We start from the raw sequence: 24491 nt of genomic DNA, 5'->3' as shown, positions 1-24491 counted from the left end.
AACGTCCGCGTGGTCAGGACCGTCGACCGAGACCTCTACCGCGAACGCAACAAGGTCGAACGGTTCTTCAATCGTCTCAAACACTTCCGCGGCATCGCAACGCGATACTTCAAAACCGCAGCAAACTTCCTCGCCGCACTTCACCTCGCTTGCTCAAGGCTCTGGATCAGACATTATGAGTCCACGACCTAGGCCTGGCGCAGGCAGGCGATGTAGAAGCCGTCCATCCCGCCCAGATCGGCCCAGTAGTCGGGGCGCAGGCGCAGGCCGCCTTCGGGCGTCCGCCAGGCCGGATCCACGCCGGGCACCGCGAGCGCGGCCGAATCGCTGCGCAGTCCGGGGTGGCGCTTGAGCGCGTCCTCCACCTGGATCTCGCCCTCGTCCGGCAGCAGCGAGCAGGTGCAAAACACCAGCCGCCCGCCCGGCGCCAGCAGGGTGAGCGCGTGGTCGATCAGCCGTTCCTGCAGGGCGAAAAGCGCCGGGAAATCGCCACCGTCCTTGGCGTGGGGCAGATCGGGGTGGCGGCGGATGGTACCGGTCGCCGTGCAGGGGGCATCGAGCAGGATGGCGTCGAAGCCGCCCTCGGAGAATTCCAGCGCATCCTGCACCACGCAGCGCGCCGAAAGCCGCGTGCGGGCGAGGTTCTCCCGCACGCGGGCCATGCGGCTTTCGGATAGGTCAAGCGCCGTCACCTCCGCTCCGGCGGCGGCGAGTTGCATCGTCTTGCCGCCGGGTGCGGCACAGAGATCGAGCACCTTCTCCCCCGCCTGCGGCGCGAGCACCTTGACGGGCAGCGCGGCGGCGGCGTCCTGCACCCACCATGCGCCCTCGGCGTAGCCCGGCAGCGCGGAGACCTGCCCGGCCTCCGCCAGCCGCAGGGAGCCGGTGGGCAGGCGCGTGCCGCCCAGCCTTTCGGCCCATTCGGGCGCGTCGGCCTTGAGCGAGAGATCCAGCGGCGCGCCATTCGCGTGGGCGGCTTCCATCGCCTCGACGGCCTGCTTCCCGTAGTCCGCCACCATCTGCTTGCGCAGCCACTTTGGCATCTTGGGCGGCGGCAAAGCGGCCCAGGCCTCGGGCCCGGCTTCGGCGATCCTGCGCAGAACGGCGTTGATCATGCCGGCCTGGTGCTGGCTGTGGCGGCCCTTGCGGGCGATCTCCACCAGCGCGTTGATCACGCCGTGGGGGGCGGCGCCGTCGGCGCAGATCTCGTAGGTGCCCAGCCGCAGGATGTTGTGGACGGGCAGCGCCGGCCGCTTGCGCAGGTGGGGGCCGAGCAGCTTGTCGGCCCGCTCCAAATGGCGCAGGGTCTCGGTGGCGAGCCGCTGGGCGCGGGCGCGCTCGGGCGCCGGAAGCCGGCCCATCGGCCCGGCCTCGCCGCCCATCTCCGACAGCAGCCGCTGCTCGTCCAGAACGCCGTCAAGCAGGCGCAGGGCGGCGCGGCGGGCGGCAATGCCTTGGGTGTCGGATGCGGATTTGGCCATGGGCGCGCTTTCGTGTCTCTTGAGATCGGGATGGCCTGCCGTATATCAAGGGCACGCCCCAAGCAAGGACATGACCGATGGCCGACACGCCGAAACCGCAGACCGATCTTCCCCCCGCCGCCCAGCGCGCGCTGGCCGAAGCGAAGGCGCGCCGGGAAAAGGCCGAGGCCGAGGCCAAGGCGCTCCCGGTGGAACTGGGCGGCCGCGACGGCCCGGAACCGGTGCGCTACGGCGACTGGGAGAAAAAGGGCATCGCCGTCGATTTCTAGGGAAAAGCCGCGCGGACGACGGGCTGCGGCACGGCACGGCACGGCACGGCACGGCGAGAGAAATCGTTCGAACTCTTGGCTGTCAGGGTGTGCCTGGTTTCTTTGATGATGCGGATCGCCTGCGATCCGCTTCGCGCCCGACCCGCCCCCAAGGCGGGCGCGAAATGCGCCCACCCTCGGGTCGAGCGCTTCGCTTGTGTTGGTGCCGCGGCCCGACGAGAGCGCGGCGGCCTTGCTCCGCGCTGACGGTCAGGTGACGGGTTCGTCTTACAGCCCCAGCACGTCCATCATATCGTATTCGCCGGGTTTTTTGTCCTGCCCCCAGAGCGCGGCCCTGAGAGCGCCGCGGGCGAAGATCGCGCGGTCGGTGGCCACGTGGCGCAGCACGATGCGCTCGCCGGGAGCGGCGAAAAGCACGTCGTGCTCGCCGACGATATCGCCGCCGCGAATGGCGGAGAAACCGATGTCGCCCCGCTTGCGCGCGCCGGTGATGCCGTCACGCCCCCGATCGGAGACATCCGCAAGCTGCACGCCGCGCCCCTCGGCGGCGGCCTCGCCCAGCATCAGCGCGGTGCCCGAGGGCGCATCGACCTTGTGGTGATGGTGGGCCTCGATGATCTCGATGTCGAAATCCTCGTCCAGCGCGGCGGCCACCTTCTGGGTAAGCTTCACCAGCAGGTTCACGCCAAGGCTCATGTTGCCGGCGCGCACGATCACCGCGTGGCGGGAGGCGGGTTCGAGCTTGGCGATCTCGGCCTCGCTCATGCCCGTGGTGCCGATCACGTGGACGCAGCGGGCCTGCGCGGCCAGCGCGGCGAATTCCACCGTCGCCGCGGGGGCGGTGAAATCGATCACCGCATGGGCGCGGGCGAAGGCTTCGAGCGGATCGTCTTCGACCAGCACGCCCAGCGGCGCGCCGCCCATGCAGACGCCCACGTCCTTGCCGACCCAGTCATGGCCGGGCCGCTCCAGCGCGCCGACGAGCCGTGCCTTGCCGCTCTCTTGAATCGTGCGGATCAGCATCTGGCCCATGCGCCCGGAGGCGCCGGTGACAACGATACCGGGAAGCGTGCTCATCTGTGGGATCTCCTCGCGTGAACGTGACGCCCCGTTTAGCGGCTCTTTGCCGGCTTGGCAAAGCCCGTGGTTGCGCTGGATCGGCGCAAGGCGTAATCCACGCGCATGGCAAAGAACATCCATCATACCGGGGCCGGCCCCTCCCAACGCCAGCTGCGCGTGGGCGAGTTGATCCGCCGCACCCTCTCCGACGTTCTGAACCGGGGCGACATCCACGACCCGGATCTCAACCGCATGTCGATCACCGTGGGCGAGGTGCGCGTCTCGCCCGATCTCAAGATCGCCACCGCCTACGTGCTGCCGCTGGGCGGCCAGGGCCGCGAGGAGGCGCTGCCGCTCCTGCGCCGCAACAAGGGCGAACTGCGCCGCGCGATCTCCAAACAGATGGCGCTGAAATACGCCCCCGACCTGCGTTTCGTCCTCGACGAGACCTTCGACCGGATGGACGAGACCCGCCGCCTGCTCAGCCAGGAGAACGTGCGCCGCGACGTGGAGCAGCGCCGGGACGACGAAGAGGAGTAAGCCTTGCGCCTGCGTGCCCTCGCCTTCGGGATCTGCCTCGCCTTGCCGCTGTCCGCCGCGGCGGCGGACGCCGCGGAGCCCGATTGCACGGCGCAGGTGTTCGAAGGCGCACGCTATTCCGTCTGCACCGCCGGCGCGGATGATGATCTGCGGCTTTTCCACAGCGACGGCAACGGCAGGCTCTTCGGCGGGTTTCCCGCCGTCAACCGCGCGCTCAAGGCCGAGGGGTTGAAGCTCGCCTTCGCCACCAACGCCGGCATGTATCACGAGGACCGCCGCCCCGTGGGGCTGTTCATCGAGAACGGCCGGGAGATCAGCCCTGCCGCCGATGGCGGTGGGTTCGGCAATTTCGGCCTAACCCCCAACGGTGTGTTCTGCATCGAGCCGGGGCGGCTGTCGGTGATCGAGACGCAGGCCTACCGGGCCGATCCGCCCGCCTGCACTTACGCCACGCAATCCGGCCCGATGCTCGTGATCGACGGCGCGCTGCATCCGAAGCTTCTGCCCGAGAGCGACAGCCTGCTGCTGCGCAACGGTGTCGGCGTGAGCGAAGACGGCCAGCGGGCGTGGTTCGCGATGGCGGACGATCCGGTGAACTTCCACAGCTTCGCCCGTTTCTTCCGCGATCGGCTCGGCCTGAAGAATGCGCTCTTCTTCGACGGCAAGGTCTCCCGCATCTGGGCGCCGGAGCTGAACCGCTACGACTCGGGGCTGGCCCTCGGGGTGATCCTCGGCAAGGTCGTGCCCGAAGAGGCGCCGCTGTCGAACTGACTTTCCGCCCGGCGCGGCCGGAAACCGTTGACGGCGCGGCGCCGAGGCGGTAGCAGGCGCGCCTTATCTGTATCAGTAGGGTCGTCGCGGGCCCGGCAGGGCGCGACACAGCGAAGGAGCGGCACATGGGGCGCAGGCGCAAGGGGCGTGACATCTCGGGCTGGCTGGTGGTGGACAAACCCGCCGGCATCACCTCCAACGCGGTGGCCAACAAGGTCCGCTGGGCCTTCGACGCCAGGAAGGCCGGCCACGCCGGCACGCTGGATCCGGAAGCCACCGGCGTTCTGGCCGTCGCGCTCGGCGAAGCGACGAAGACCGTGCCCTACATCACCGAGGCCCTTAAGGCCTACCGTTTCACGGTTCGGCTGGGGCAGGCCACCAACACCGACGACGCCGAGGGCGAGGTGATCGCCGAGAGCGACGCGCGCCCGTCCGACGCGCAGATCGCCGAGGCGCTGGCGCAATTCCGCGGCGACATCCTGCAGGTGCCGCCCAAGTTCTCCGCGGTGAAGATCGACGGCGAGCGCGCCTACAAGCTCGCCCGCGAGGAGGAAGATTTCGAGATCGCCGCGCGCCCCCTCTACGTGGAAGAGCTCGAGATGATCGCCCGCGAGGACGCCGATCACGTGACCCTGGAGATGGTCTGCGGCAAGGGCGGCTACGTACGCGCCATCGCGCGCGATCTGGGCGAGGCCCTGGGCTGCCACGGCCACGTGCGCGACCTGCGCCGGATCTGGTCCGGCCCCTTCGAAGCGGAGGACGGGATCGATTTCGCGCTTCTGGACGAACTCGCCCGCACGCCCGAACTGGACTCGTATCTGCATCCGCTGGAAGTGGGGCTCGACGAGCTGCCCGAACTGCGCGCCACGGCAGAAGGCGCCGCGCGCCTGAAGAACGGCAACCCCGGCATGGTGATCGCTTCCGACGTGGAATACGGCGATGAGGCCTGGGCGTCCTTCGACGGCAAACCCGTGGCCGTGGGAGTCTACAAATCGGGCGAATTGCACCCGAGCCGGGTGTTCAACCTTTGACCTGATCGGATTTCTGCCCGGCGGCATGGCTGGACAGGAACTCACCAGAGGCAGCAAAGACCCGCAGGGCGCGCACCGCCGGGCAAAGCCTCTTGAAAGCCCGCGAACGCTACTGGGAACCCACAAGTGGCCGCCCCAACGGCGCGCCGTCGAGCGGTTTGAGCACCTCGAAGATCCGCTCCCGCATCCACGCGGCCTTGGGGTTGGCCTCGGCCCGGCGGTGCCAGACCCCGATGATCGAAGCCGCCGGCAGCGGCATCGGCGGCGCGAAAAGGCGCAGCCCGTGCTGCGCAGCTACCCTGCGCGCCAGCTGCAGCGGCACCAGCGCGATCAGGTCGCTTTCGCTGACGACCCGGCAGACACCGGAGAAAACGGGCACCGTCATCGCCACGTTGCGCGTGCGGCCGACCCTTTCCAATGCCGCATCCCCCATGGCCGCGAGCCTGCCCTCGGGAGAGAACAGCACATGCTGCAAGGCGCAGAACAGGTCCAGCGGCATCTGGGCCTCGTCGGCGAGTCCTTCGATCCGGGGATGGCCCGCGCGCGCGATCACGGCGAAAGGCGATGAGAACAGGGTCGCGGAGGTGAGCCAGCTGGGCAGATCCGTTGCCGGCACCAGCGCGAGATCCGCCTCGTAGCGCTCGAGACTGGCGATGTAGTCGGTGGGCACCAGCTCCACCAGCTGCGCCTTCAGTCCCGGCGCCCGCCGCGCCAGCAAGGCCCCCAGCCCGGGCATAAGCAGATCGGCGAAGAAATCGCTGCCGGCGATGCGGAAGCGCCCTTCCGCCCTCGCCGGATCGAAGGCGCGCGGCGGCGCGAGCAGCGCTTCCAGCCGTTCCAGCTCCGCCCGCAGCCCCTCGCGCAAACCCTGCGCGTAGTCGGTGGGCACCAGCCGGTTGCCGTGCCGGATGAACAAGGGGTCGCCCAATGCATGGCGCAGCCGCCCCAGCGCGCCCGATACCGCCGACTGCGACAGCCCCAACCGCGCCCCGGCCTTCACGGTGGACCCCTCCGTGAACAGCGCGTCCAGAACCTTCAGAAGGTTCAGATCGAAGCTCGCAAAATTCATCTGACCGATACCGCTTATCCAAAATAACCGTTTGAACGATACCACGAAGCGGCGCAGACTGTCGAAATCGAAAGCGCTTTCGCATCCCCGACGGATTCCCACCCAAAGGAGCGTTGCGATGAAAGACCTTCAAACAGACCCCGACGTGCGCATCTGGAACGATGTCCGCTACAAGACGATCCTCCCCGCCGCCGCCACCGGTGGCGCCATGAGCATCGTGGACAGCCTCTCCCCGCCGCTGAGCGGCCCGCCCCGCCATATCCACCACGACGCCGACGAAACCTTCGTCATGCTCACCGGCACGTGCCGGGTATGGATCGCCGGCGAGGAACGGCTGGCGGGCCCGGGCGAAAGCGTCTTCATCCCGCGCGGCACCGAACACACCTTCCAGGTCACCGCCGAGGCGCCAAGCCGCCACCTCGTGATCCTGACTCCGGGCGGCTTCGAAGGCTTCTTCGAGGAAATGGCCCAAGGGGCATTCCGCATCCCCGAGGACATGCCCGCCGTCGTGGAGGCCGCCGAACGCCACCACCTCACCTTCACCGGCCCGCCGCTGGAGCCCAGCCCATGAGTGACAGGCCCACCGTCTACCACATCCCCGTCTGCCCCTTTTCCCAGCGGCTCGAAATCCTGCTCGCCCTGCGCGGCACACCCGATGCGGTGCGCTTCGAGGTGGTGGACATCACGAAGCGACGCGACCCGGCGCTGCTGGCGAAAACCCGCGGCACCACGGCGCTCCCCGTGCTGGAAACCGCCGATGGCGCGATCCTGAAGGAGAGCCTCGTGATCCTGCGCTACCTCGACGAGGTGCTGCCCGGCCCCGCCCTGCGCCGGGCCGATCCGCTGGAACACGCGGTGGAATCCATGCTCATCGGCAAGGAGGGCGCCTTCACCATGGCCGGCTACCTCTACGTGATGAACCAGGACCGCGCCGCATGCGAAGAGCACCGCAAAAAGCTACTCGGCCTCTACCGGGATCTTGACGCCTTCCTCGTGCAGCACGCGCCCGACGGGCCGTTCCTGTTTGGTGAGTTCGGGCTGGCGGAAGCCGTCTTCACCCCGATCTTCGCGCGCTTCCTGTTCCTCGACTACTACGAGAGCTTCGCGCTGCCCGATGCGCCCGAGTATCGCCGCGTATCCGAGTGGCAGACGGCCTGCCTCGCCCATCCGGCCGCGCAGCAGGTCAGCCGAGAGGAAATCGTGAAGCTCTACTACGACTACGCGCTCGGCGCCGGCAACGGCGCCCTGCCCGACGGGCGCAGCGTGTCCAGCTTCGCGTTTTCTCCGCCGTGGCAAGAGCGCCCCTGGCCTCCCCGCGACAAATACGGCCCACCGGCCAGCGATGCCGCGCTCGGGTTGATCTGAAAAAGAAAAGGGGGCGCTGCCCCCGCCGCGCCCCTGCGGGGCCCGCCTCCCCCGGGATATTTGCGGGAACAAAGTCAGGCGCACTTTGTTCCACAAATATCCCGGAGCGCGAGGCAGCGCCTCGCAGGAAAGTCTTTTCCGCAACAAAAAACCCGGGCGCGAACGCCCGGGCAGTGAGTAAAGGCTGACAGGAAGGGTGATCAGCCTTTGGAGAACTCCGGATAGGCTTCCATGCCCAGTTCCGCCATGTCGAGGCCGTTGATCTCGTCTTCCTCGGAGACGCGGATGCCCATGATCCCTTTCAGGATGATCCAGACGATCAGCGAGACCACGAAGACGAAGGCGCCGATGGCGGCGAAGCCGATGATCTGGGTGATGAAGGAGGTGCCGTCGGTGTAGACCGGAACCACCAGCGTGCCCCAGAAGCCGGCCACGAGGTGCACCGGGATGGCGCCGACGACGTCGTCGATCTTCATCTTGTCGAGCATCGGCACGGTGAAGACCACGATCACACCGCCCACGGCACCGATCCAGAGCGCGCCGAAGAGCGTGGGATCGAGCGGGCCGGCGGTGATGGACACGAGGCCGGCGAGCGCCCCGTTCAGCACCATGGTGAGATCCGGCTTCTTGTAGAGAAGCTGGGTCAGCAGCAGGGCGGCCACGGCGCCGGCGGCGGCGGCCATGTTGGTGTTGGCGAAGATGCGGGACACGTCGGTCACGTCACCCACGGTGCCCATGGCCAGCTGCGAGCCGCCGTTGAAGCCGAACCAGCCCAACCACAGGATGAACGTACCCAGCGTGGCGAGGGCAAGGTTGGAGCCGGGCATCGGCACGGTGCGGCCGTCCTTGTACTTCCCGATCCGCGGGCCGAGCACGAAGGCACCGGCGAGGGCGGCGAAGCCACCGGCGGCGTGCACCAGGGTCGAGCCGGCGAAGTCGGAGAAGCCCATCTCGGACAGGAAGCCGCCGCCCCACTGCCAGGAGGCTTCGATCGGGTAGATGATGCCGGTCAGGATCGCGACGAAGATCAGGAAGGGCCACAGCTTGATGCGCTCGGCCAGGGTGCCCGACACGATCGAGGCGGTGGTGGCGCAGAACATCAGCTGGAAGAAGAAGTCCGAGCCGACGGAGGCGTAGTCCAGCGCCGCATCGGCGGCGTCGAGGCCCACGGGCTCGAGCGAGGTCGGCACGAAGAGCGCGCCGAGCAGGCCCGGAATGGTCCAGCCGTCACCGGGGTACATCAGGTTGAAGCCGACGAGCCAGTACATGATCGCGGCGATGGAGAAGAGCGCGATGTTCTTGGTGAGCTGCATCGTCACGTTCTTGGAACGCACGAGGCCGGCTTCGAGCATGGCGAAGCCCGCGGCCATCCAGAACACGAGGAAGCCGCCGATCAGGAACAGCAGCGTCGTGAAGATGTATGGGTTGATGTCGGGGGCTGCGGCGGCGTCCTGGGCGAAGCCCAGCGCCGGGAGGGCGGCCATGGAGCCGGCCAGGAGGAGGGTGTTCGTGAGTTTCATCTTGTCTCGTAGTCCCTTGTCTGCTGCGATGGACGCTCAGAGCGCGTCTTCGTTGGTCTCGCCGGTCCGCACGCGCACCGCCTGGTTCACGTCGAGGACGAAAATCTTGCCGTCGCCGATCTTGTCGGTTTTCGCGGTGGTCTGGATCGTCTCGACGACCTGGTCGGCCATGGCGGCGCTGACGACGATCTCGAGTTTCACCTTCGGCACGAAGTTCACGGCGTATTCGGCGCCGCGGTAGATCTCGGTGTGGCCGGACTGCGAGCCGAAGCCCTTGATCTCGGTCACCATCATGCCGCGCACGCCGATGGACGTGAGCGCCTCGCGCACCTCCTCCAGCTTGAACGGCTTGATTGCTGCAATGATGAGTTTCACTTCTTTCCCCTTCCGGTTGGCAGGCAGGGCCGGTGAGGGCCGGCGTGCCTGCAATTGCACCGAAGGCAGAAGGCGCGGCTTGGGCCGTCGGCGCAAGAAAAGGTCAGGGGGTCTGATGCGCATGCGGGCGGCATTCTGCCCATTTTTTGCACATTTTGGTCGCTTAGCCCAAAAAGTAGGCAGTTGCGAAAGTGCGAATCGGCAGGAACTCGCCGCTCTACATTTCCGATCACACAGGGTATCTTTCGGAAAAACACCTCAGGCCACAGAAGGTGCCGCATGAGCAGATCCGGCAAATCACGCCCGCCCCTCGTGGCGGACAAGCGATATGACGCCAAGCCCTCCGGCAAGGCGGGCAAGGCGGCCAAACCCGCCGCCAAGGGCAAGGGCAGCGCCAAGAGCAAGGCCGCGGCGCGCAAGAAGGTGCCCGCCCGCAAGCCGGCGCGCGCGCGCAACCCCATCGTGGCCTTCTTCGGCGGGCTCTTCAGCTGGATCTTCCGGCTGATCTGGGGCTTTGCCTGGCGCTTCACCGCCGTGCTGGTGATGCTGATCGGGCTCGGGGTGGGCTATTACTACGCCTCCCTGCCCGACGCGCGCGAGCTGGTGGACGGGCGCACGCGCGGCTCGGTGACCCTGCTGGACAGGGAGGGGCAGGTCTTCGCATGGCGGGGCGACCAGTTCGGCGGGGTGATCACCGCGGACACGGTTTCGCCGCACCTGAAGAACGCGGTGATCGCGACGGAGGACAAGCGGTTCTACCGGCATTTCGGCATCAGCCCGCGCGGGATCGCCGGCGCGATGCGGATCAACATGCGCGAAGGGCGCAGCCCGCTTTCGGGCCATGGCGGCTCCACCATCACCCAGCAGACGGCCAAGCTGCTGTGCTTCGGCACGCCCTATGATCCGGCTTCGGGCCAGACGGAGGCCGAATACGAGGCCGAATGCCGGCGCGGCACCATCGCCCGGAAGGTGAAGGAGGCCATCTACGCAATGGCCATGGAAGCGAAATACACCAAGGACGAGATTCTCACGATCTACCTGAACCGCGCCTATCTCGGCGCCGGCTCCCGTGGCTTCGAAGCCGCGAGCCAGCGGTATTTCGGCAAGTCCGCCAACGAGGTGAACGCGGCGGAGGCCGCCATGCTGGCCGGGCTGCTCACCGCGCCCAGCCGCTACGCGCCCACCAACAACCTGCAGCGCTCGCAGGATCGCGCCAGCGTCATCGTGGGGCTGATGGAGGAACAGGGCTACCTGACGACGGCTCAGGCCGAGGACGCCCGCACCCACCCGGCCCAGCTCAGCGAAGCCGCACAGGCGCGCGCGGGCGGGTACTTCGCCGATTGGGTGATGGACTCCGGCCCCTCCTTCCTGACCCGCGACACCACCGAGGACGTGATCATCCGCACCACCTTCGACCAGCGGATCCAAACCGCCGCCGAGGAGGCGCTGCAATACGTCTTCGAGGAGAAGGTGCGCGAGGGCTCCAAGGCCGAGGCCGCCATCGTGATCATGAGCGCAGACGGCGCCGTGCGCGGCATGGTAGGCGGGCGCAAGACGAAGGTCTCCGGCGCCTTCAACCGGGCCACGCAGGCGCTCCGGCAGACGGGATCGGCCTTCAAGCCCTTCGTCTATGCCGCCGCGCTGGATCTCGGCTATTCGCCCAACGATCTGATCCTCGACGCGCCGCTCACCATCAACATCCCGGGCTCCGGGCCGTGGTCACCCAAGAACTACAGCCGCAAGTTCTACGGCGAGGTGACACTGACCGAATCGCTGGCGAAATCGCTCAACACCTCCACCGTGCGCCTCTCCGAGGCCGTGGGCCGGGAGAACGTGGCCACCGTGGCGCGCGATTTCGGCATCGAGAACGAACTGGCCCCCGGCCCCGCCATCGCGCTGGGCACCTCGGAGACCACGCTGATCCAGATGACGGGCGCCTATGCCGGCATCCTGAACGGCGGGCGCAGCGTGGAGCCCTACGGCATCATGGAGCTGCGGCTCCAGGGCGACGACACCCCGATTTCCGGGCAGGACGGCGGCATGGGCGAGCGCGTGATCTCGGAGACCGCCGCGGGCGAGCTCGTCTACATGATGAACAAGGTGATCGAGGAAGGCACGGGCCAGCGCGCGAAGCTCGGCGATCGCCCGGTGGCCGGCAAGACGGGCACCAGCCAGGCCGCGCGCGACGCCTGGTTCATCGGTTTCAGCGCCGACTACGTGGCAGGGGTCTGGATGGGCTATGACGACAACACGCCGCTGTCGGGCGTCACCGGCGGCGGGCTGCCCGCCGAAATCTGGCGCGAGACCATGCTGCGCGTCCATGAAGGGCTGCCGATCCGCCCGCTGCCGATGATCGAGCCCAGCGCCCCGGCGCGGGCTCCGGACGTGGCCGGGCAGCAGCGCGGGCGCAAACCGGCGAACACGGCCGAGCAGGTGATCCTCGAAGTGCTCGGCACGATTCTCGGCAGGAATTGACACGGCCGGGGGCGCTGCCCCCGGACCCCGCGATATTGGCCGTCAAAAGATGACGATCAAGGCAGCTTGCGCAGATCGGCGGTGAGCTGATCGAGGTTGCCCCGGCGCCTGTCGAGCAGGGCGCCGATCTCGGAACGCTCGGTGAGCAGCATGTTCACGCCTTCGATGAAGATGTTGAAGAACTTGTTGCTGCCGGAGCGGTCGGACACGAGGAAGGTGACCTCGAAGGGCGATTCGCCACGCAGGTAGGCGGTGGTGCGCACCTCGTAGAAATTCTTGACCGGACGCGCGCCGTTCACCTCCAGCCGCCCGCCGATGAATTCGCGGAAGCGGCGTCCGTATTTGCGCGAGATGTAGCCCTGGAAGGCGCCGGTGTAGGCGCGCAGCTGGGCCGGTGAGGCGCTGCGGGCGTCCGCTCCGAGCGTGTAGCGGGCGATGGTGGGCACATCGGCGTATTTCGCGAAGAGCCGCTCGAAATCGCCATACATCGCGCGCTCCGACTTGCCGGAGTTGATGATGGCGTTGATGTCCTTCACCAGCGCGCCCACCAGCGCTTCGGCCTGCCCGGCAGACAGCGCCCGCGCCGGGGCGGGCAGAAGGGTGGCCAACGAGAGGGCCGCACCCGCGACGAGGAGCGCCCGGCGGCCCGGATCACTCGGCGTATGGGTCCGCGTAGGGATCTGCGTAGGGGTCCGCGTAGGGATCGGCGTATGGGTCTGCATAGGCATCGGCAAGGGGCTCCTCGGTTGCGGGTTGCGTGGCCTGCCCTGGATCTGCCGAGGCCGGATCGGCGTAGGGGTCAGCGTAGGGATCCGCATAGGGATCGGCAAGAAAGCCGTCTTCGCCCCCCTTCCCCCGTGCCAGTTCACGGCGGCGGCTCTGCAAGTAGACAAGGCGCGACTGCGCGTAGCTGTCCACGCTGTCATATAGGAGGGATTCGATCGTGTTCGAGTAGCGCACCCTGTCGTTCAGGCGATCGCCGGCCAGCGCCAGCAGCCCGACGACCGTGCCCGCGGTGCCGGTGACGTAGAAATAGGGGTTGGCTACCAAATCGACGACACCGCCCACGGCATCGCGCTGGGTGGAGGGGCCGAGGACCGGCAGTTCGAGGTAGGCGCCTTCGCCCACGCCCCAGACGTAGAGCGTTTCGCTGAAGCCCGAGGGATCTTCGTAGAGGCCCAGGGCACCGGCCGGATCGAAGAGCCCGCCGATGCCGACGGTGGTGTTTATGACGAAGCGCCAGCCGTTCTGCGCGAAGCCCTCCACGTCCAGCTGCAGCGCGTTCTGCACCACCATCGAGGGCAGACGGATGTTGTTGGCGAAATTGGTGATGCCCTGGCGGGCCGGCGCCGGCACCTCGGCGTAGAAGCCTCCGCCGGGGCCGCTGGCGGCGTCGAGGCGCTTGTTGGCTTCGTGGCGGCGGCGGTTGGCCTCTTCGTAGGGGTCGTTGATCCCGGTGGGCACCTCGGGGGCGGCGCAGGCCGAAAGCAGCACGAGCCCGACGGGCCATGCGCGGCGGATGCACTTTGGGATAACGCGGGCATGACGCGGGATGCGGCACACCCGGTGCATGTGTCCAAGAAGGCCTTGCCGGATCTGTTTCAAATCGATTGTCTCAAGTCGCACTGTCAAAAACACATTGTGGAACCATAACGCGCAAGACACAACACGGGGCTTACCCCCCTGACCTGCGTTCGAATTACATGCTAGCCTTCCGGGCACCAAGGGATACGGGAAAACGGGAATGCGCCAGAACTCAAGGGAAGAGGCCGGGAAATCGGAGCTGGCGGCGGTCCGCCGCGAAAGCCGGGGGCTTTACTGGTCGTCCGCGATTTTCAGCTTCTTCGTGAACCTGCTGATGCTCACCGGGCCGCTGTTCATGCTGCAGGTCTACGACCGGGTGCTGGGCAGCCAATCGGAGGAAACCCTGGCCGCGCTCTTCGTGCTGGTGGCCTTCCTCTACGCGATGATGGGGGTTCTGGATTTCACCCGCACCCGCGTCTTTGCGCGGATCGGCGCGCGCTTCCAGGTGCTGCTGGACCAGCGCGTCTTCCAGGCGATGCTGACCTCCCAGACCACGGGCCGGGGCGCGAAGTTCGGCGCCACCGCGCTGCAGGATCTCGAAGCCGTGCGCCGGCTCTACTCCACCCCGGCCTTCGGCGCCTTCTTCGATCTGCCCTGGACGCCCGTCTTCCTTCTCGGGATCTTCATCTTCCACACCTGGCTCGGGGCCCTGGCTGTCTTCGGCGGCGGGGTTCTGATCGTGATCACCATCCTGAACCAGGTGATGACCCGCCGCGCGCTGGTGGAATCGGCGAGCCTCACCCACCGGGCCGATCGCGTGGCCGAGCAGATGCGCATCGATTCGGAGATGGTGCAGAGCCTCGGGATGCGGCAGGCCGCCTTCAACCGCTGGCAGAGCCTGCGGCAGCAGGCGCTGGAGGAGGCCATGCACGCGGCCGATTTCGGCGGCGGCGCCACCTCCATGTCCAAGACGTTCCGCCTGTTCCTGCAGTCGGCGATGCTCGGGCTGGGCGCCTACCTCGTGCTGCAGAACGAGCTGACCGCCGGCGCGATGATCGCCGGCTCGATCCTGCTGGGCCGCGCGCTGGCGCCGGTGGAGCAGATCGTGGGCAACTGGCCGCTGGTGCAACGCGCCCAGAAGGGCCGCGCCTCGCTGGCCGCACTGCTGGACGAGGTGCCGGTGACGCCCCGCCGCACCGAACTGCCGCGCCCGAAGGCGAAGCTGGAAGTCAACCAGGCCACTGTGGTGCCGCCCGGCGAGGCGCAGGCCTCGCTGCGGATGGTCACCTTCAACGTCCAGCCCGGGCAGGCCACCGGGGTGATCGGCCCATCCGGCGCCGGCAAGACGACGCTGGCGCGCGCGATCACCGGCATCTGGCCGCTTGCGGGAGGGGTGATCCGCCTCGACGGCGCCGCGCTCGATCAATACGACCCGGACACGCTGGGCCGGCTGATCGGCTACCTGCCGCAGAAGGTGCAGCTCTTCGACGGCACCATCGCCGAGAACATCAGCCGCCTCACCCCCGACGCGAAGGACGCAGACATCGTGGCCGCCGCGAAAAAGGCCGACGCCCACGAGATGATCCTGCGGCTGCCCGACGGCTACGAGACCTACGTCACCGCCAACGGCGGGCGGCTCTCGGGCGGGCAGGTGCAGCGGATCGGGCTGGCGCGCGCACTCTTTGGCGATCCGGTGCTGCTGGTGCTGGACGAGCCGAACTCCAACCTCGACAACGAGGGCAGCCTCGCGCTGAACGCGGCGATCCGGCAGATCAAGGCCGACGGCGGCGCGGCGCTGATCATGGCCCACCGCCCGGCTGCGATCATGGAATGCGACACGCTCCTCGTGCTGGAAGGCGGCGTGCCCAAGCTCTTCGGCCCGAAGGACGAGGTGCTGCAACGCACCGTGGCCAACGCCCAGCAGATCCAGCAATCCAAGCAGAGCCAGTCGGCCGGGGGTGTGTCGTGAGCAGCGAGAAAAACAAGCCCTGGTCCCCGCGCGGGGCGCTGATCGTCGGCTTCATCGCCGTATTCGTGCTTGTCGGCGGCTTCGGCTACTGGGCGGCGCGATCGCAGATCGCCGGCGCCATCATCGCCTCAGGGCAGATCCAGGTGGACCAGAACCAGCAGATCGTCCAGCACCCCGACGGCGGCGTCGTGGAAGAGATCTTCGTGGAAGAAGGCGATCTGGTGCAGGCCGGGGATCTTCTGATCCGGCTGGAAAGCCGCGAGCTGCGCAGCGATCTGGCGGTGGTGGAGGGCCAGCTCTACGAGATCATGGCCCGCCGCGCCCGCTATACCGCCGAACGGGACGGCGCTTCGGATGTCGTCTTCGATCTCGAACTGGTGGAGGCCGCCGTGGCGCAGCCCTCGGTGAAGGACGTGATGGAAGGTCAGGCGCGGCTCTTCGCGGCCCGCGCGCTGACGCTGGAAAAGGAAGTGGAGCAGCTGCAGAAGCGCTCGGCGCAGATCCAGAGCCAGATCAACGGCATCACCGCCCAGCAGACGGCCCTGACCCGCCAGCTTGAACTGATCGGCGAAGAGCTGGAAGACCAGCAGGAACTGCTCGAAAAGGGCCTCGCCCAGGCCCCGCGCGTGCTCTCGCTGCAACGCGAACAGGCGCGGCTCCTCGGCACCGTGGGCGAGCTTGAGGCCGCCAAGGCGGAGGCCGAGGGGCGCATCACCGAGATCGAGATCGCGGTGCTCAAGCTGGGCGTGCAGCGCCGGGAAGAGGCGATCACCCAGCTGCGCAACCTGCAATTCCAGGAGCTCGAGCTGCGCGAGCAGCGCGCCAAGCTGCGCGAGCGCCTTTCCCGGCTCGACATCCGCGCGCCGGTCTCGGGCGTGGTGCTCTCCAAATCCGTTTCGGTGAAGCGCGCCGTGATCCGGCCGGCCGAGCCGATCCTTTCACTGGTGCCGCAGGATCGCCCGCTGGTGATCTCGGCGCAGGTCAGCCCGATCCACGTGGACGAGATCTACGCCGGGCAGGAGGTTTTCGTGCGCTTCACCGCGCTCGACACCCGCAACACGCCGGAACTGATCGGCCGGGTGGTGCGCGTCTCGCCCGACGCCTTCGTGGACGAGACCTCGCGCCAGAGCTACTACCTCTCGGAAATCGAGCTGCTGGAGGGCGAGACGGACAAACTGCCCGAAGGCACGGTGCTGGTGCCGGGGATGCCGGTGGAAGCCTACATGCGCACGAGAGACCGCACCCCGATGGCCTATCTCGTGAAGCCGCTGGCGGATTATTTCAACCGCGCCTTCCGCGAGAGCTGATTTGCCCCTTTCCCCTTGCGCGCACCGCCGATAGCGTGCGCGCAAGTGCAGTTCAGCAAGGAGCTCTCCCATGCCCGGCAAATTCGAATCCCGTCTCGCCGATCTCGGCGTCATCCTGCCCGAGGCCCCGGCACCGGCGGCCAACTACGTGCCCTACGTGATCGTGGGCGATACCGTCTACGTCTCGGGGCAGATCTCGAACGGCCCCGACGGCTTCATCACCGGCAAACTGGGCGAAACCATGAGCGCCGAAGAGGGCGCGGCGGCGGCCAGAACCTGCGCCATCGCGCTGCTGGCGCAGGTGAAAGCGGCCTGCGGCGGCGATCTGGACCGCCTCGTGCGGGTGGTGAAACTGACCGGCTTCGTGAACTCCACCGCCGATTTCGGCGATCAGCCCAAGGTCGTGAACGGCGCCTCCGATTTCATGGTCGAGGCACTGGGAGAGGCGGGGCGCCACAGCCGCTCGGCGGTGAGTGCCGCCTCCCTGCCCTTCGGCGTCGCGGTGGAAATCGAAGGCATCTTCCAGATCAAGTGAGGCCCAAATGGCGGATCTGCCGACCGTCCCGCTGCCCGAAGGGTTCCTGACGGCACCGCTCGCCCACCGCGCGCTGCATGATCTCGCCGCGGGGCGGCCCGAGAACTCGCGCGCCGCGATCGGGGCGGCGGTGACGGCGGGCTACGGGATCGAGATCGACGTGCAGCTTTCCAGGGACGGCACGGCGATGATCTTCCACGATTACGATCTGCGCCGCCTCACCGGAGAGCCCGGCGCCGTGGCGCAGCGCAGCGCGGCGGAGCTTTCCGCGATCCCGCTTCTGGGCGGGCGCGAAGGCATCCCGACGCTGGCGGAGGGGCTGGCCTGCATCGCTGGCCGCGTGCCGCTGCTGATCGAGATGAAGGATCAGACGGGCGCGCTGGCGGCGGGCCCGGACCGACTGGAGCGGGCGGTTGCGGAGGCACTGGAGGGCTACGAGGGGCCGGTGGCCGTGATGTCCTTCAACCCCCATGCCGTGGCGGCCTTCGGCGCCCTGCGCCCGGACCTGCCGCGCGGGCTCACCACCGATGCCTTCGACGACGAGGAATGGGGCCTCGTGCCGGCCGCCACGCGGGCACGGCTGCGCGGCATTCCCGATGTTGCGGCCACGGGGGCCGGCTTCATCAGCCACGACGTGCGCGATCTTGCATCGCCGCGGGTGGCGGCGCTGAAATCGCAGGGCCTGCACGTGCTCTGCTGGACGGTGCGCTCGCCCGCGCAGGAGGCCGAGGCCCGGCGCGTGGCCGACAACATCACCTTCGAGGGCTACGCGCCGGCGGCGCCGGGCGCTTGACCTCGCCCGGCGGGATGCCAAGTTGGTCAGCCTAAGGGCGCAGAACGCAGACGGGGCCGACATGCCGACCGCAGATCAGATCGAGATCCATGTGCTGGGCAGCCTCGAAGAGGTGGCCCCGCAGGCCTGGGATGCCTGCGCCGCGCCGGAAGCAGCGGGCGGCGGCCGGCCCTTCGACCCCTTCACAACCCATCGTTTCCTGCTGGCCCTGGAGCGCTCGGGTTCGGTCGGCCCCGGAACCGGCTGGAGCCCGCGCCACCTGACGGCACACCGGGGCGGCGAGATGATCGCCGCCGCGCCGCTCTATGCCAAGAGCCACAGCCAGGGCGAATACATCTTCGATCACAACTGGGCCCACGCCTACGAGAATGCCGGCGGACGCTACTACCCCAAGCTCCAGATCGCCGTGCCCTTCACCCCGGCCACCGGGCGCCGCTTCCTCGTGAAGCCCGGCCACGAGGCCGCGGGCATGGGCGCGCTGGTGCAGGGCGCGGTGCAGCTGGCCAGCGAAAACGGCCTCTCCTCGCTGCATGTCACCTTCTGCACCGAGGCCGAGGCCATCGCCGGGCGGCAGATGGGGCTGATGCACCGCACCAGCCAGCAGTTCCACTGGCACAACGCCGGCTACGCCGACTTCGACGCCTTCCTCGCCTCGCTGTCCTCGCGCAAGCGCAAGGCCATCCGCAAGGAGCGCGCCACGGCGCAGGGCTTCGGCGGCACCATCCACCACCTGACGGGCGACGCCATCGCGCCCGAGCACTGGGATGCCTTCTGGTGTTTCTACCAGGACACCGGCGCGCGCAAATGGGGCCGCCCCTACCTGACCCGCGCCTTCTTCGACGAAGCGCAAGAGAGCCTGCGCGACGACATCCTGCTGGTGATGGCCGAGCGCGAAGGCCGCTGGGTGGCCGGGGCGCTGAACTTCATCGGCCGCGACACGCTCTACGGCCGCTACTGGGGCTGCACCGAGCACCACCCCTGCCTGCATTTCGAACTTTGCTACTACGCCGCCATCGACCACGCGATCGCCCACGGGCTCGCGCGGGTGGAGGCCGGCGCGCAGGGCGAGCACAAGCTGGCACGCGGCTACCTGCCGGTGACGACCCATTCGCTGCACTGGATCGCGGACGATGGCTTCCGCCGCGCCATAGCCCAATACCTGGAGGCCGAACGCGCCGCCGTTGAGGAGGACATCGAGATCCTCACCAGCTACGGCCCGTTCCGCAAAGTGGAGGACCCGGAGAAATGACGGAAAAACTGGACGACACGAGCCGCGGCGCGGTGCTGGCCGAACTGGCCGCCACCGGCTGGGCGCATGACCCCGAACGCGACGCCATCACCAAGCGCTTCGTGTTCCGCAATTTCGTGGAGGCCTTCGGTTTCATGACCCGCAGCGCGCTCTTCGCCGAGAAATGGAACCACCACCCGGAATGGTTCAATGTTTACAAGACGGTCGACGTCACGCTAACCACGCATGACGCAGGCGGCCTTTCCGAACTCGACGTGAAGCTCGCCCGAAAGATGGATGCACTTGCTGAGTGAGGAATTTAGATGGAAGACGCATCGGGAATTGATTTCGCCAAACTGCTTTCGCCGGACTGGCTGGTGCAGCTCGGCCTGAACGTGGTGGCGGCCTTCGCCATCCTGATCGTCACGCTCTGGGCGGCGAAATGGGTGAAGAACCGGATCGTGCGCCTCGGCGGCAAGCGCAAGGAGCTGGACCCGACGCTCTTCGCCTTCCTCGGCAACATCGCCCGCGTGGCGGTGATGGCGCTCGGCGGCATCTTCATCCTCAACCGTTTCGGGGTGGAAACCACGTCGCTCGTGGCGCTGATCGGTGCCGCCGGCCTTGCCGTCGGCCTGGCGCTGCAGGGCACGCTTTCCAACTTCGCCGCCGGCGTGATGCTGATCCTCTTCCGCCCCTTCAAGACCGGCGATTTCATCGAGGTGGGCGGCGAGAGCGGCACGGTGAAGGAGATCTCGATCTTCACCACCGAGCTGGCCACGCCGGACAACGTTCAGATCATCATCCCCAACGCGCAGGTCTGGGGCTCGCCGATCACCAACTACTCCGCCCATGACACCCGCCGCGTGGATTTCGCCTTCGGCGTCTCCTACGGCAGCGATCTGAAGAAGGCCGAGGCGATCATCGGCGATCTGATCAAGGCCGACAGCCGCATCCTCGCCGATCCGGAGCCCTTCGTGAAGGTGGGCAACCTCGGCGACAGTTCGGTGGATTTCACCGTGCGCGTCTGGTGCAACGCCGCCGACTACTGGGACATCAAGTTCGATCTGACCCGCAAGGTGAAGGACGCCTTCGACGCCGGCGGCATCGAGATCCCCTTCCCGACCCGCACCATGGTGCAGGTCAGCGCCTGAGCGGCGCGGTCAGAAGAAAGCGGAAGGCCCCGGATCTCCGGGGCCTTTTTCGTGGCGCCGGGCTCAATTCAACAGCCCCGCCCGCGCCTCGTAGCGCCTCAGCACCGGCATCAATGCGAGGCCGTCATCCTGCCGGGGCGCGGTGAACAACCTTTCTTGGGGCGCTTTTGCACAGCAGAGCGAGAGTTCGAAAAACGAGCCAACCCAAAGGAACGGAATGCACCGATCTCGCCGGCAGGGATCGGGGCACAGACAGATCAGAGCAAGAAATCTCCGGCTGCAAGTGCGATACTTCCCTTCAGGAACACTTCGAAATCAGCGCTGCCGTCGCCATCCACATCGCCTTTGACGATGGTGGAACTTGCGAAGGCCACGTAGCGCAACTCTCCCGCGGTTCCCGAAAAGCCTCCGGCTCCGATGAATGCAAACGCCTGATCACCGCCGCCAGCGACGGCGTCTATTGCCGATACGTCGATCAGGTCACTGCCTTGCGTGAAATCCTTGATCTTGTCGCGGCCTGCCGACCCCGGTGTGCTGTCGGCGACGTCCAGAAAGATGAACCGGTCGTTGCCCGCGTGCCCGGTGAGCACGTCCACGCCCGCGCCGCCTGTCAACTGATCGTCGCCGCTACGGCCCAGAAGGGTATCATCCCCGTCACCTCCGAGAAGGATATCGGTCCCGTTCCCGGCATTGAGATAGTCGGAACCGTTCCCGCCGTTCAGGGTGTCGTTTCCGGAGCCGCCGATCAGCCTGTCATTTCCGGATTGGCCCGAGAGGAAATCATTCCCTCCCTGCCCGAAGAGCGAGTCACTTCCACCGCCGCCGATCACCGAGTCATGGCCGCCGTTGCCGTTGAGCGTGTCGGCGCCACCGCCGCCCTTCAGCACGTTGGCAGACCCGTTGCCGTTCAGGACGTCGGACTGCTGGGATCCTGTCAAGTGATTGATGCTGACAAGCGTATCATTCCCCACCCCCGTCGCCTGGGCGCCGGCGATGCGCAGATCGACAGTGACCCCGATCGCACCCGCGAAGCTCGCCGTATCCCGCCCCCCGTTGCCATCCAGAAGATCATCACCCAGATCGCCGGTGAGCGTGTCGTCGCCCTGCCCGCCGCGGATCGTGTTGTGGCCGGCATCACCCCTCAGATCGTCGTTGAACGCGCTCCCCAGCAGAGCCTCGATGGAACTGTAGGTGTCGCCAAGGGCATCCCCGGCGTTGTTCGCGGCATTGCCGAGATCCGCGAGAACGCCGGAAAGGGCATCCTGGTAGCTTGCCGTGTCGAACCCGGAAAAGCCGATCAACTCGTCCGCCCCGGCACCGCCGACGAGAAGATCATCGTCGGCCCCGGCGAAGAGGCGATCATCGCCGGCCCGGCCGAAGATCGTATCGTTGCCCTCCCGGCTTTCGATGTTGTCGTCCCCGGCACCGGCATCGAAGAGGTTGTTCCCGGAGCCACCGATGATGTTGTCGTCGAAAGCGCCGGTGAAGGCGCGGTCATCGCCTGCGGACGAGTTGACCCTCACCACCCCCACAGCGTCAGTGATGATGAGCGTGTCGTCTCCCGCGCTGCCGTTGAAGGCGAAGCTGCCGAAGTTGAAGCTTGAGACACGGCCGGTGAGATCGGTCGTCCCGGCGGTGACGTGGTTGAGCAGGCTCAGGTTCTGGATGTCGGAGAAGACTTCCAGCTGCCCTGCATTGGCATAGACCCCACCGGCAACGAGAACTTCAACGCCCGTGTAGGTGCTGCCGTGCATGTTGTAGGCGCCGAAGGTGTTGTTGATGACGGTGTCGACGCCAGATCCACCGATGATCACGTCCTGCTCCGGCTGCGAGGTGGTGCCGCCGATCAGGATGCGGAACACATCGTCCCCGGCGCCGCCGTTCATGGTGTCGTTGCCGGCGGCGCCCGAAAGCTCATCGTTGCCGCCGCGGCCGAACAGGTTGTCGTTGCCGCTTCCGCCATCGATCGTGTCATCGCCTTCGCCGCCGACCAGCCGGTCATTGCCCCCGAGGCCATCGAGCTCCCATCCGGTGTCCGCCCCGGCGATGATGAAGACATCCCGCCCCGACTGCCCCGCGAAACGCCCCACCTCGCCGCTCGCGATCCGGTTCGTCAGGTCGGTTCGGCCGGAAACGTCGTGGTAGACGATGCCGATGTTCATGATGGAGTCGAAGGCTTCGAGCTGCCCCGGCAGAACGATGACCGAATTGAAATCGGCGTTCATGATTTCGAGGTTCTGGAAGGTGCAGTTGGTGAGATCCTGCACGCCGGCTATGATGGCGTCGATCTCGAAGGTGTCCACGTTGTCGCCTCCGTCGAAGAGATCGTTGTCCGCCTGGAAGCGGAACACGAGCGTGTCATTGCCGAGGCCGCCGTGCAGTTCGTCGTAGCCGTCATCCCCTGAAAGGTAATCGTCGCCCGCGCCGCCGTTCAGGATGTCGTTTCCCGACAGCCCGAGAATGGTGTCATCGTCGATGGTTCCGTCCAGAACGGGGTTGGAAACACCGTCGTCGTCACCGATCGTGCCTGTAATATTGGCCATCGGACCCCTCCCAAATTCGTGCTGAGCAATGGCCCAGTCTACCATTTCGGGGGGTCAGAACAAAATCGAGGCCGCCCAGATTGAGCGGCCCCGAGGAAAATCCCGCATTGCGGGTGATTCAGCCGATCTGCGCGAGCAGGGTTTCACCGGCCGAGGTTTCGCAGACGCCAGGGTTCTCCTCGGCGTTGAGGATCTTGACCACGCCGTCCTCCACCAGCATCGCGTAGCGCCTGGAACGATCGACGAGGCCGGCCGGCGGGGCGGTGAAATCCATGCCGATGGCCTTGGTGAAGGCGGCGAGGCTGTCGCCCAGGAAGGTGATGCCGGCCTCCGTGGCGCCGGTGCTCTCCCCCCAGGCCTTCATCACGAAGGGATCATTGACGGAGATGCAGATGATCTCGTCCACGCCCTTCTCGGCGAAAGCGTCCTTGGTGCGGATGAAGCTCGGCACGTGGGCGGTGGAGCAGGTGCCCGTGAAGGCGCCCGGCAGGCCGAAGATCACGACCTTGCGGCCGGCCAGCTTGCTCTCGAGGCTCACCTGTTCGGGGCCACCCTCGCCCATCACGTAAAGCTCGGCGGAGGGCAGTTTGTCGCCTACGGAAATCGTCATGTCTGTTCCCTGTTCGCAATTGCGTTTCCAACAGGCCGAGATATAGGGTCTGCGGACCTGTGAACCAGAGGGAAAGTGCGAGGATGCGCATCATCGCGGGCGATTTCCGGGGCAAGGCGCTGGCCTCCGTCGGCAAGGGCGATGCGGCGGCGCATCTGCGCCCCACCACCGACCGCGTGCGCGAGAGCCTGTTCAACACGCTGCTGGGCGGCCGCTACGGCGATCCCGTCACGGGGGCGCGGGTGCTGGATCTCTTCGCGGGCACGGGCGCGCTGGGGCTGGAGGCGCTCTCGCGCGGGGCGGCGGCGGCCTGTTTCGTGGACGATGGCCGCAAGGCGCAGGCGCTGGTGGCCGAGAACATCCGCCTCTGCCGCGCCGGGAATCGGGCGCGCCTGCTGCGCCGGGACGCAACGCGGCTGCCGGAAAACACCGAGGCCCCCTATGATCTCGTCTTTCTCGATCCGCCCTACGGCAAAGGGCTGGGAGAAAAGGCGCTGGCGGCGGCGCTGGCCGGAGGCTGGATCGCGCCGGAAGCGCTGATCGTCTTCGAGGACAGCGCCCCCGCCGCACCGCCCGGATTTGGCGCCATCGGCGAAAAGCGCTATGGTGATACCCACATCACCTTCCTGGAGCCCGCCCCCTGATCGAGATCGGCTACACCCCCGGATACGCGACATCCACGCCGCAAGAGGCCGCCACCACGCGCCAATCTGCACCGACCGTCTGGCCGCTGATGAGCGATGTGGCCACGGCAGCCAGATCGGAAGAGCACCACGTTTGAACTCCAGTCACGGCTACATCTCGTATGCCGTCTTCTGCTTGAAAAAACAAAATACACACCTCACATGTGAACGACGGACTACGAAGCATCCGGTG

Annotated in this window: 26 protein-coding genes; 16 read left to right on the top strand and 10 right to left on the bottom strand. The window is 67.2% G+C overall.

Features of this window, described 5'->3' with window-relative positions:
- Positions 1-192, top strand: a 192-nt coding sequence (locus PSA7680_RS17290) for a transposase (protein WP_217808310.1), incomplete at its 5' end; no start/stop codon positions are given.
- Here PSA7680_RS17290 and PSA7680_RS17285 read toward each other — a convergent pair.
- On the bottom strand, positions 189-1481 hold the full coding sequence (locus tag PSA7680_RS17285) for an RsmB/NOP family class I SAM-dependent RNA methyltransferase (protein ID WP_085869937.1): 1293 nt from the start codon (positions 1479-1481) through the stop codon (positions 189-191). The genes PSA7680_RS17290 and PSA7680_RS17285 overlap by 4 nt on opposite strands.
- A gap of 77 nt (positions 1482-1558) precedes the next feature.
- On the opposite strand from PSA7680_RS17285, the gene PSA7680_RS17280 reads away from it, so the two are divergent.
- Entirely contained in the window at positions 1559-1750 is a 192-nt protein-coding gene (locus PSA7680_RS17280) for a DUF1674 domain-containing protein (RefSeq protein WP_085869936.1), read from the top strand.
- A 267-nt stretch (positions 1751-2017) separates the two neighbouring features.
- On the opposite strand, the gene dapB is transcribed toward PSA7680_RS17280, so the two are convergent.
- A complete protein-coding gene (gene dapB, locus PSA7680_RS17275) occupies positions 2018-2827 on the bottom strand; it encodes a 4-hydroxy-tetrahydrodipicolinate reductase (protein ID WP_085869935.1) in 810 nt (269 codons plus the stop codon).
- A 105-nt stretch (positions 2828-2932) separates the two neighbouring features.
- Here dapB and rbfA point away from each other — a divergent pair, with 105 nt between their 5' ends.
- From rbfA to truB, 3 genes are all read left to right on the top strand, one after another.
- A complete protein-coding gene (gene rbfA / locus PSA7680_RS17270) occupies positions 2933-3349 on the top strand; it encodes a 30S ribosome-binding factor RbfA (RefSeq protein ID WP_085869934.1) in 417 nt (138 codons plus the stop codon).
- Positions 3350-3352: 3 nt separating this feature from the next.
- Positions 3353-4120 carry a phosphodiester glycosidase family protein gene (locus PSA7680_RS17265; protein WP_085869933.1) on the top strand — a complete coding sequence of 256 codons (768 nt, stop codon included), beginning with the start codon at positions 3353-3355 and terminating at the stop codon, positions 4118-4120.
- A gap of 125 nt (positions 4121-4245) precedes the next feature.
- The gene (truB, locus tag PSA7680_RS17260) at positions 4246-5151 is read left to right on the top strand and encodes a tRNA pseudouridine(55) synthase TruB (RefSeq protein ID WP_085869932.1); all 906 of its coding nucleotides are present in this window, start codon (positions 4246-4248) and stop codon (positions 5149-5151) included.
- 109 nt (positions 5152-5260) lie between these two features.
- Here the strand turns inward: truB and PSA7680_RS17255 are convergent, their stop codons facing one another.
- Positions 5261-6220 carry a LysR family transcriptional regulator gene (locus PSA7680_RS17255; RefSeq protein WP_085869931.1) on the bottom strand — a complete coding sequence of 320 codons (960 nt, stop codon included), beginning with the start codon at positions 6218-6220 and terminating at the stop codon, positions 5261-5263.
- Between the two features lie 118 nt (positions 6221-6338).
- On the opposite strand from PSA7680_RS17255, the gene PSA7680_RS17250 reads away from it, so the two are divergent.
- On the top strand, positions 6339-6791 hold the full coding sequence (locus PSA7680_RS17250) for a cupin domain-containing protein (protein WP_085869930.1): 453 nt from the start codon (positions 6339-6341) through the stop codon (positions 6789-6791).
- A complete protein-coding gene (locus PSA7680_RS17245) occupies positions 6788-7585 on the top strand; it encodes a glutathione S-transferase family protein (protein ID WP_085869929.1) in 798 nt (265 codons plus the stop codon). The genes PSA7680_RS17250 and PSA7680_RS17245 overlap by 4 nt, the downstream gene beginning before the upstream one ends.
- A 200-nt stretch (positions 7586-7785) precedes the next feature.
- Here PSA7680_RS17245 and PSA7680_RS17240 read toward each other — a convergent pair whose 3' ends face one another.
- Both PSA7680_RS17240 and PSA7680_RS17235 read right to left on the bottom strand, forming a co-directional pair.
- Complete coding sequence (locus PSA7680_RS17240; protein ID WP_085869928.1) at positions 7786-9105, bottom strand: ammonium transporter AmtB; 1320 nt, start codon at positions 9103-9105, stop codon at positions 7786-7788.
- Between the two features lie 36 nt (positions 9106-9141).
- Positions 9142-9480, bottom strand: coding sequence for a P-II family nitrogen regulator (locus tag PSA7680_RS17235; RefSeq protein ID WP_085869927.1), 339 nt, complete (start codon positions 9478-9480; stop codon positions 9142-9144).
- 279 nt (positions 9481-9759) lie between these two features.
- Between PSA7680_RS17235 and PSA7680_RS17230 the strand changes: the two genes are divergently transcribed.
- Positions 9760-11955, top strand: coding sequence for a transglycosylase domain-containing protein (locus PSA7680_RS17230; RefSeq protein WP_085869926.1), 2196 nt, complete (start codon positions 9760-9762; stop codon positions 11953-11955).
- A gap of 56 nt (positions 11956-12011) precedes the next feature.
- On the opposite strand, the gene PSA7680_RS17225 is transcribed toward PSA7680_RS17230, so the two are convergent.
- Both PSA7680_RS17225 and PSA7680_RS17220 read right to left on the bottom strand, forming a co-directional pair.
- A complete protein-coding gene (locus PSA7680_RS17225; protein WP_245824740.1) occupies positions 12012-12563 on the bottom strand; it encodes an MlaC/ttg2D family ABC transporter substrate-binding protein in 552 nt (183 codons plus the stop codon).
- Between the two features lie 43 nt (positions 12564-12606).
- Positions 12607-13449 (bottom strand): MlaA family lipoprotein, encoded by an 843-nt coding sequence (locus tag PSA7680_RS17220; RefSeq protein ID WP_245824732.1) that lies wholly within the window; start codon positions 13447-13449, stop codon positions 12607-12609.
- Positions 13450-13699: 250 nt separating this feature from the next.
- Between PSA7680_RS17220 and PSA7680_RS17215 the strand changes: the two genes are divergently transcribed.
- From PSA7680_RS17215 to PSA7680_RS17185, 7 genes are all read left to right on the top strand, one after another.
- Positions 13700-15448 carry a type I secretion system permease/ATPase gene (locus tag PSA7680_RS17215; protein WP_085869923.1) on the top strand — a complete coding sequence of 583 codons (1749 nt, stop codon included), beginning with the start codon at positions 13700-13702 and terminating at the stop codon, positions 15446-15448.
- Entirely contained in the window at positions 15445-16755 is a 1311-nt protein-coding gene (locus PSA7680_RS17210) for an HlyD family type I secretion periplasmic adaptor subunit (protein ID WP_085869922.1), read from the top strand. The genes PSA7680_RS17215 and PSA7680_RS17210 overlap by 4 nt, the downstream gene beginning before the upstream one ends.
- A 70-nt stretch (positions 16756-16825) precedes the next feature.
- The gene (locus PSA7680_RS17205) at positions 16826-17290 is read left to right on the top strand and encodes a RidA family protein (protein WP_085869921.1); all 465 of its coding nucleotides are present in this window, start codon (positions 16826-16828) and stop codon (positions 17288-17290) included.
- Positions 17291-17297: 7 nt separating this feature from the next.
- Positions 17298-18083 (top strand): glycerophosphodiester phosphodiesterase family protein, encoded by a 786-nt coding sequence (locus tag PSA7680_RS17200; RefSeq protein WP_085869920.1) that lies wholly within the window; start codon positions 17298-17300, stop codon positions 18081-18083.
- Between the two features lie 61 nt (positions 18084-18144).
- Positions 18145-19332, top strand: a complete 1188-nt coding sequence (locus tag PSA7680_RS17195) for a GNAT family N-acetyltransferase (RefSeq protein ID WP_085869919.1) — start codon at positions 18145-18147, stop codon at positions 19330-19332.
- Complete coding sequence (locus PSA7680_RS17190) at positions 19329-19625, top strand: 4a-hydroxytetrahydrobiopterin dehydratase (RefSeq protein WP_085869918.1); 297 nt, start codon at positions 19329-19331, stop codon at positions 19623-19625. Before PSA7680_RS17195 ends, PSA7680_RS17190 begins: the two co-directional genes overlap by 4 nt.
- A 9-nt stretch (positions 19626-19634) precedes the next feature.
- Positions 19635-20462, top strand: coding sequence for a mechanosensitive ion channel family protein (locus PSA7680_RS17185; protein ID WP_085869917.1), 828 nt, complete (start codon positions 19635-19637; stop codon positions 20460-20462).
- 257 nt (positions 20463-20719) lie between these two features.
- Here the strand turns inward: PSA7680_RS17185 and PSA7680_RS17180 are convergent, their stop codons facing one another.
- A complete protein-coding gene (locus tag PSA7680_RS17180; protein WP_275936548.1) occupies positions 20720-23005 on the bottom strand; it encodes a calcium-binding protein in 2286 nt (761 codons plus the stop codon).
- 118 nt (positions 23006-23123) lie between these two features.
- Positions 23124-23615, bottom strand: coding sequence for a peroxiredoxin (locus PSA7680_RS17175; RefSeq protein ID WP_085869915.1), 492 nt, complete (start codon positions 23613-23615; stop codon positions 23124-23126).
- Between the two features lie 59 nt (positions 23616-23674).
- Here PSA7680_RS17175 and rsmD point away from each other — a divergent pair, with 59 nt between their 5' ends.
- Complete coding sequence (gene rsmD / locus PSA7680_RS17170) at positions 23675-24259, top strand: 16S rRNA (guanine(966)-N(2))-methyltransferase RsmD (protein WP_275936547.1); 585 nt, start codon at positions 23675-23677, stop codon at positions 24257-24259.
- Positions 24260-24269: 10 nt separating this feature from the next.
- Here rsmD and PSA7680_RS19210 read toward each other — a convergent pair.
- Positions 24270-24491: hypothetical protein (locus PSA7680_RS19210; RefSeq protein WP_217808358.1), on the bottom strand; the 222-nt coding region annotated here is incomplete at its 5' end.

Origin of the sequence: Pseudoruegeria aquimaris (genome assembly GCF_900172235.1) — a bacterium.
GTDB classification, from domain to species: domain Bacteria; phylum Pseudomonadota; class Alphaproteobacteria; order Rhodobacterales; family Rhodobacteraceae; genus Pseudoruegeria; species Pseudoruegeria aquimaris.
Note: the sequence above shows the minus strand (reverse complement) of the source record. Positions and strands in the feature narration are given on the sequence as shown.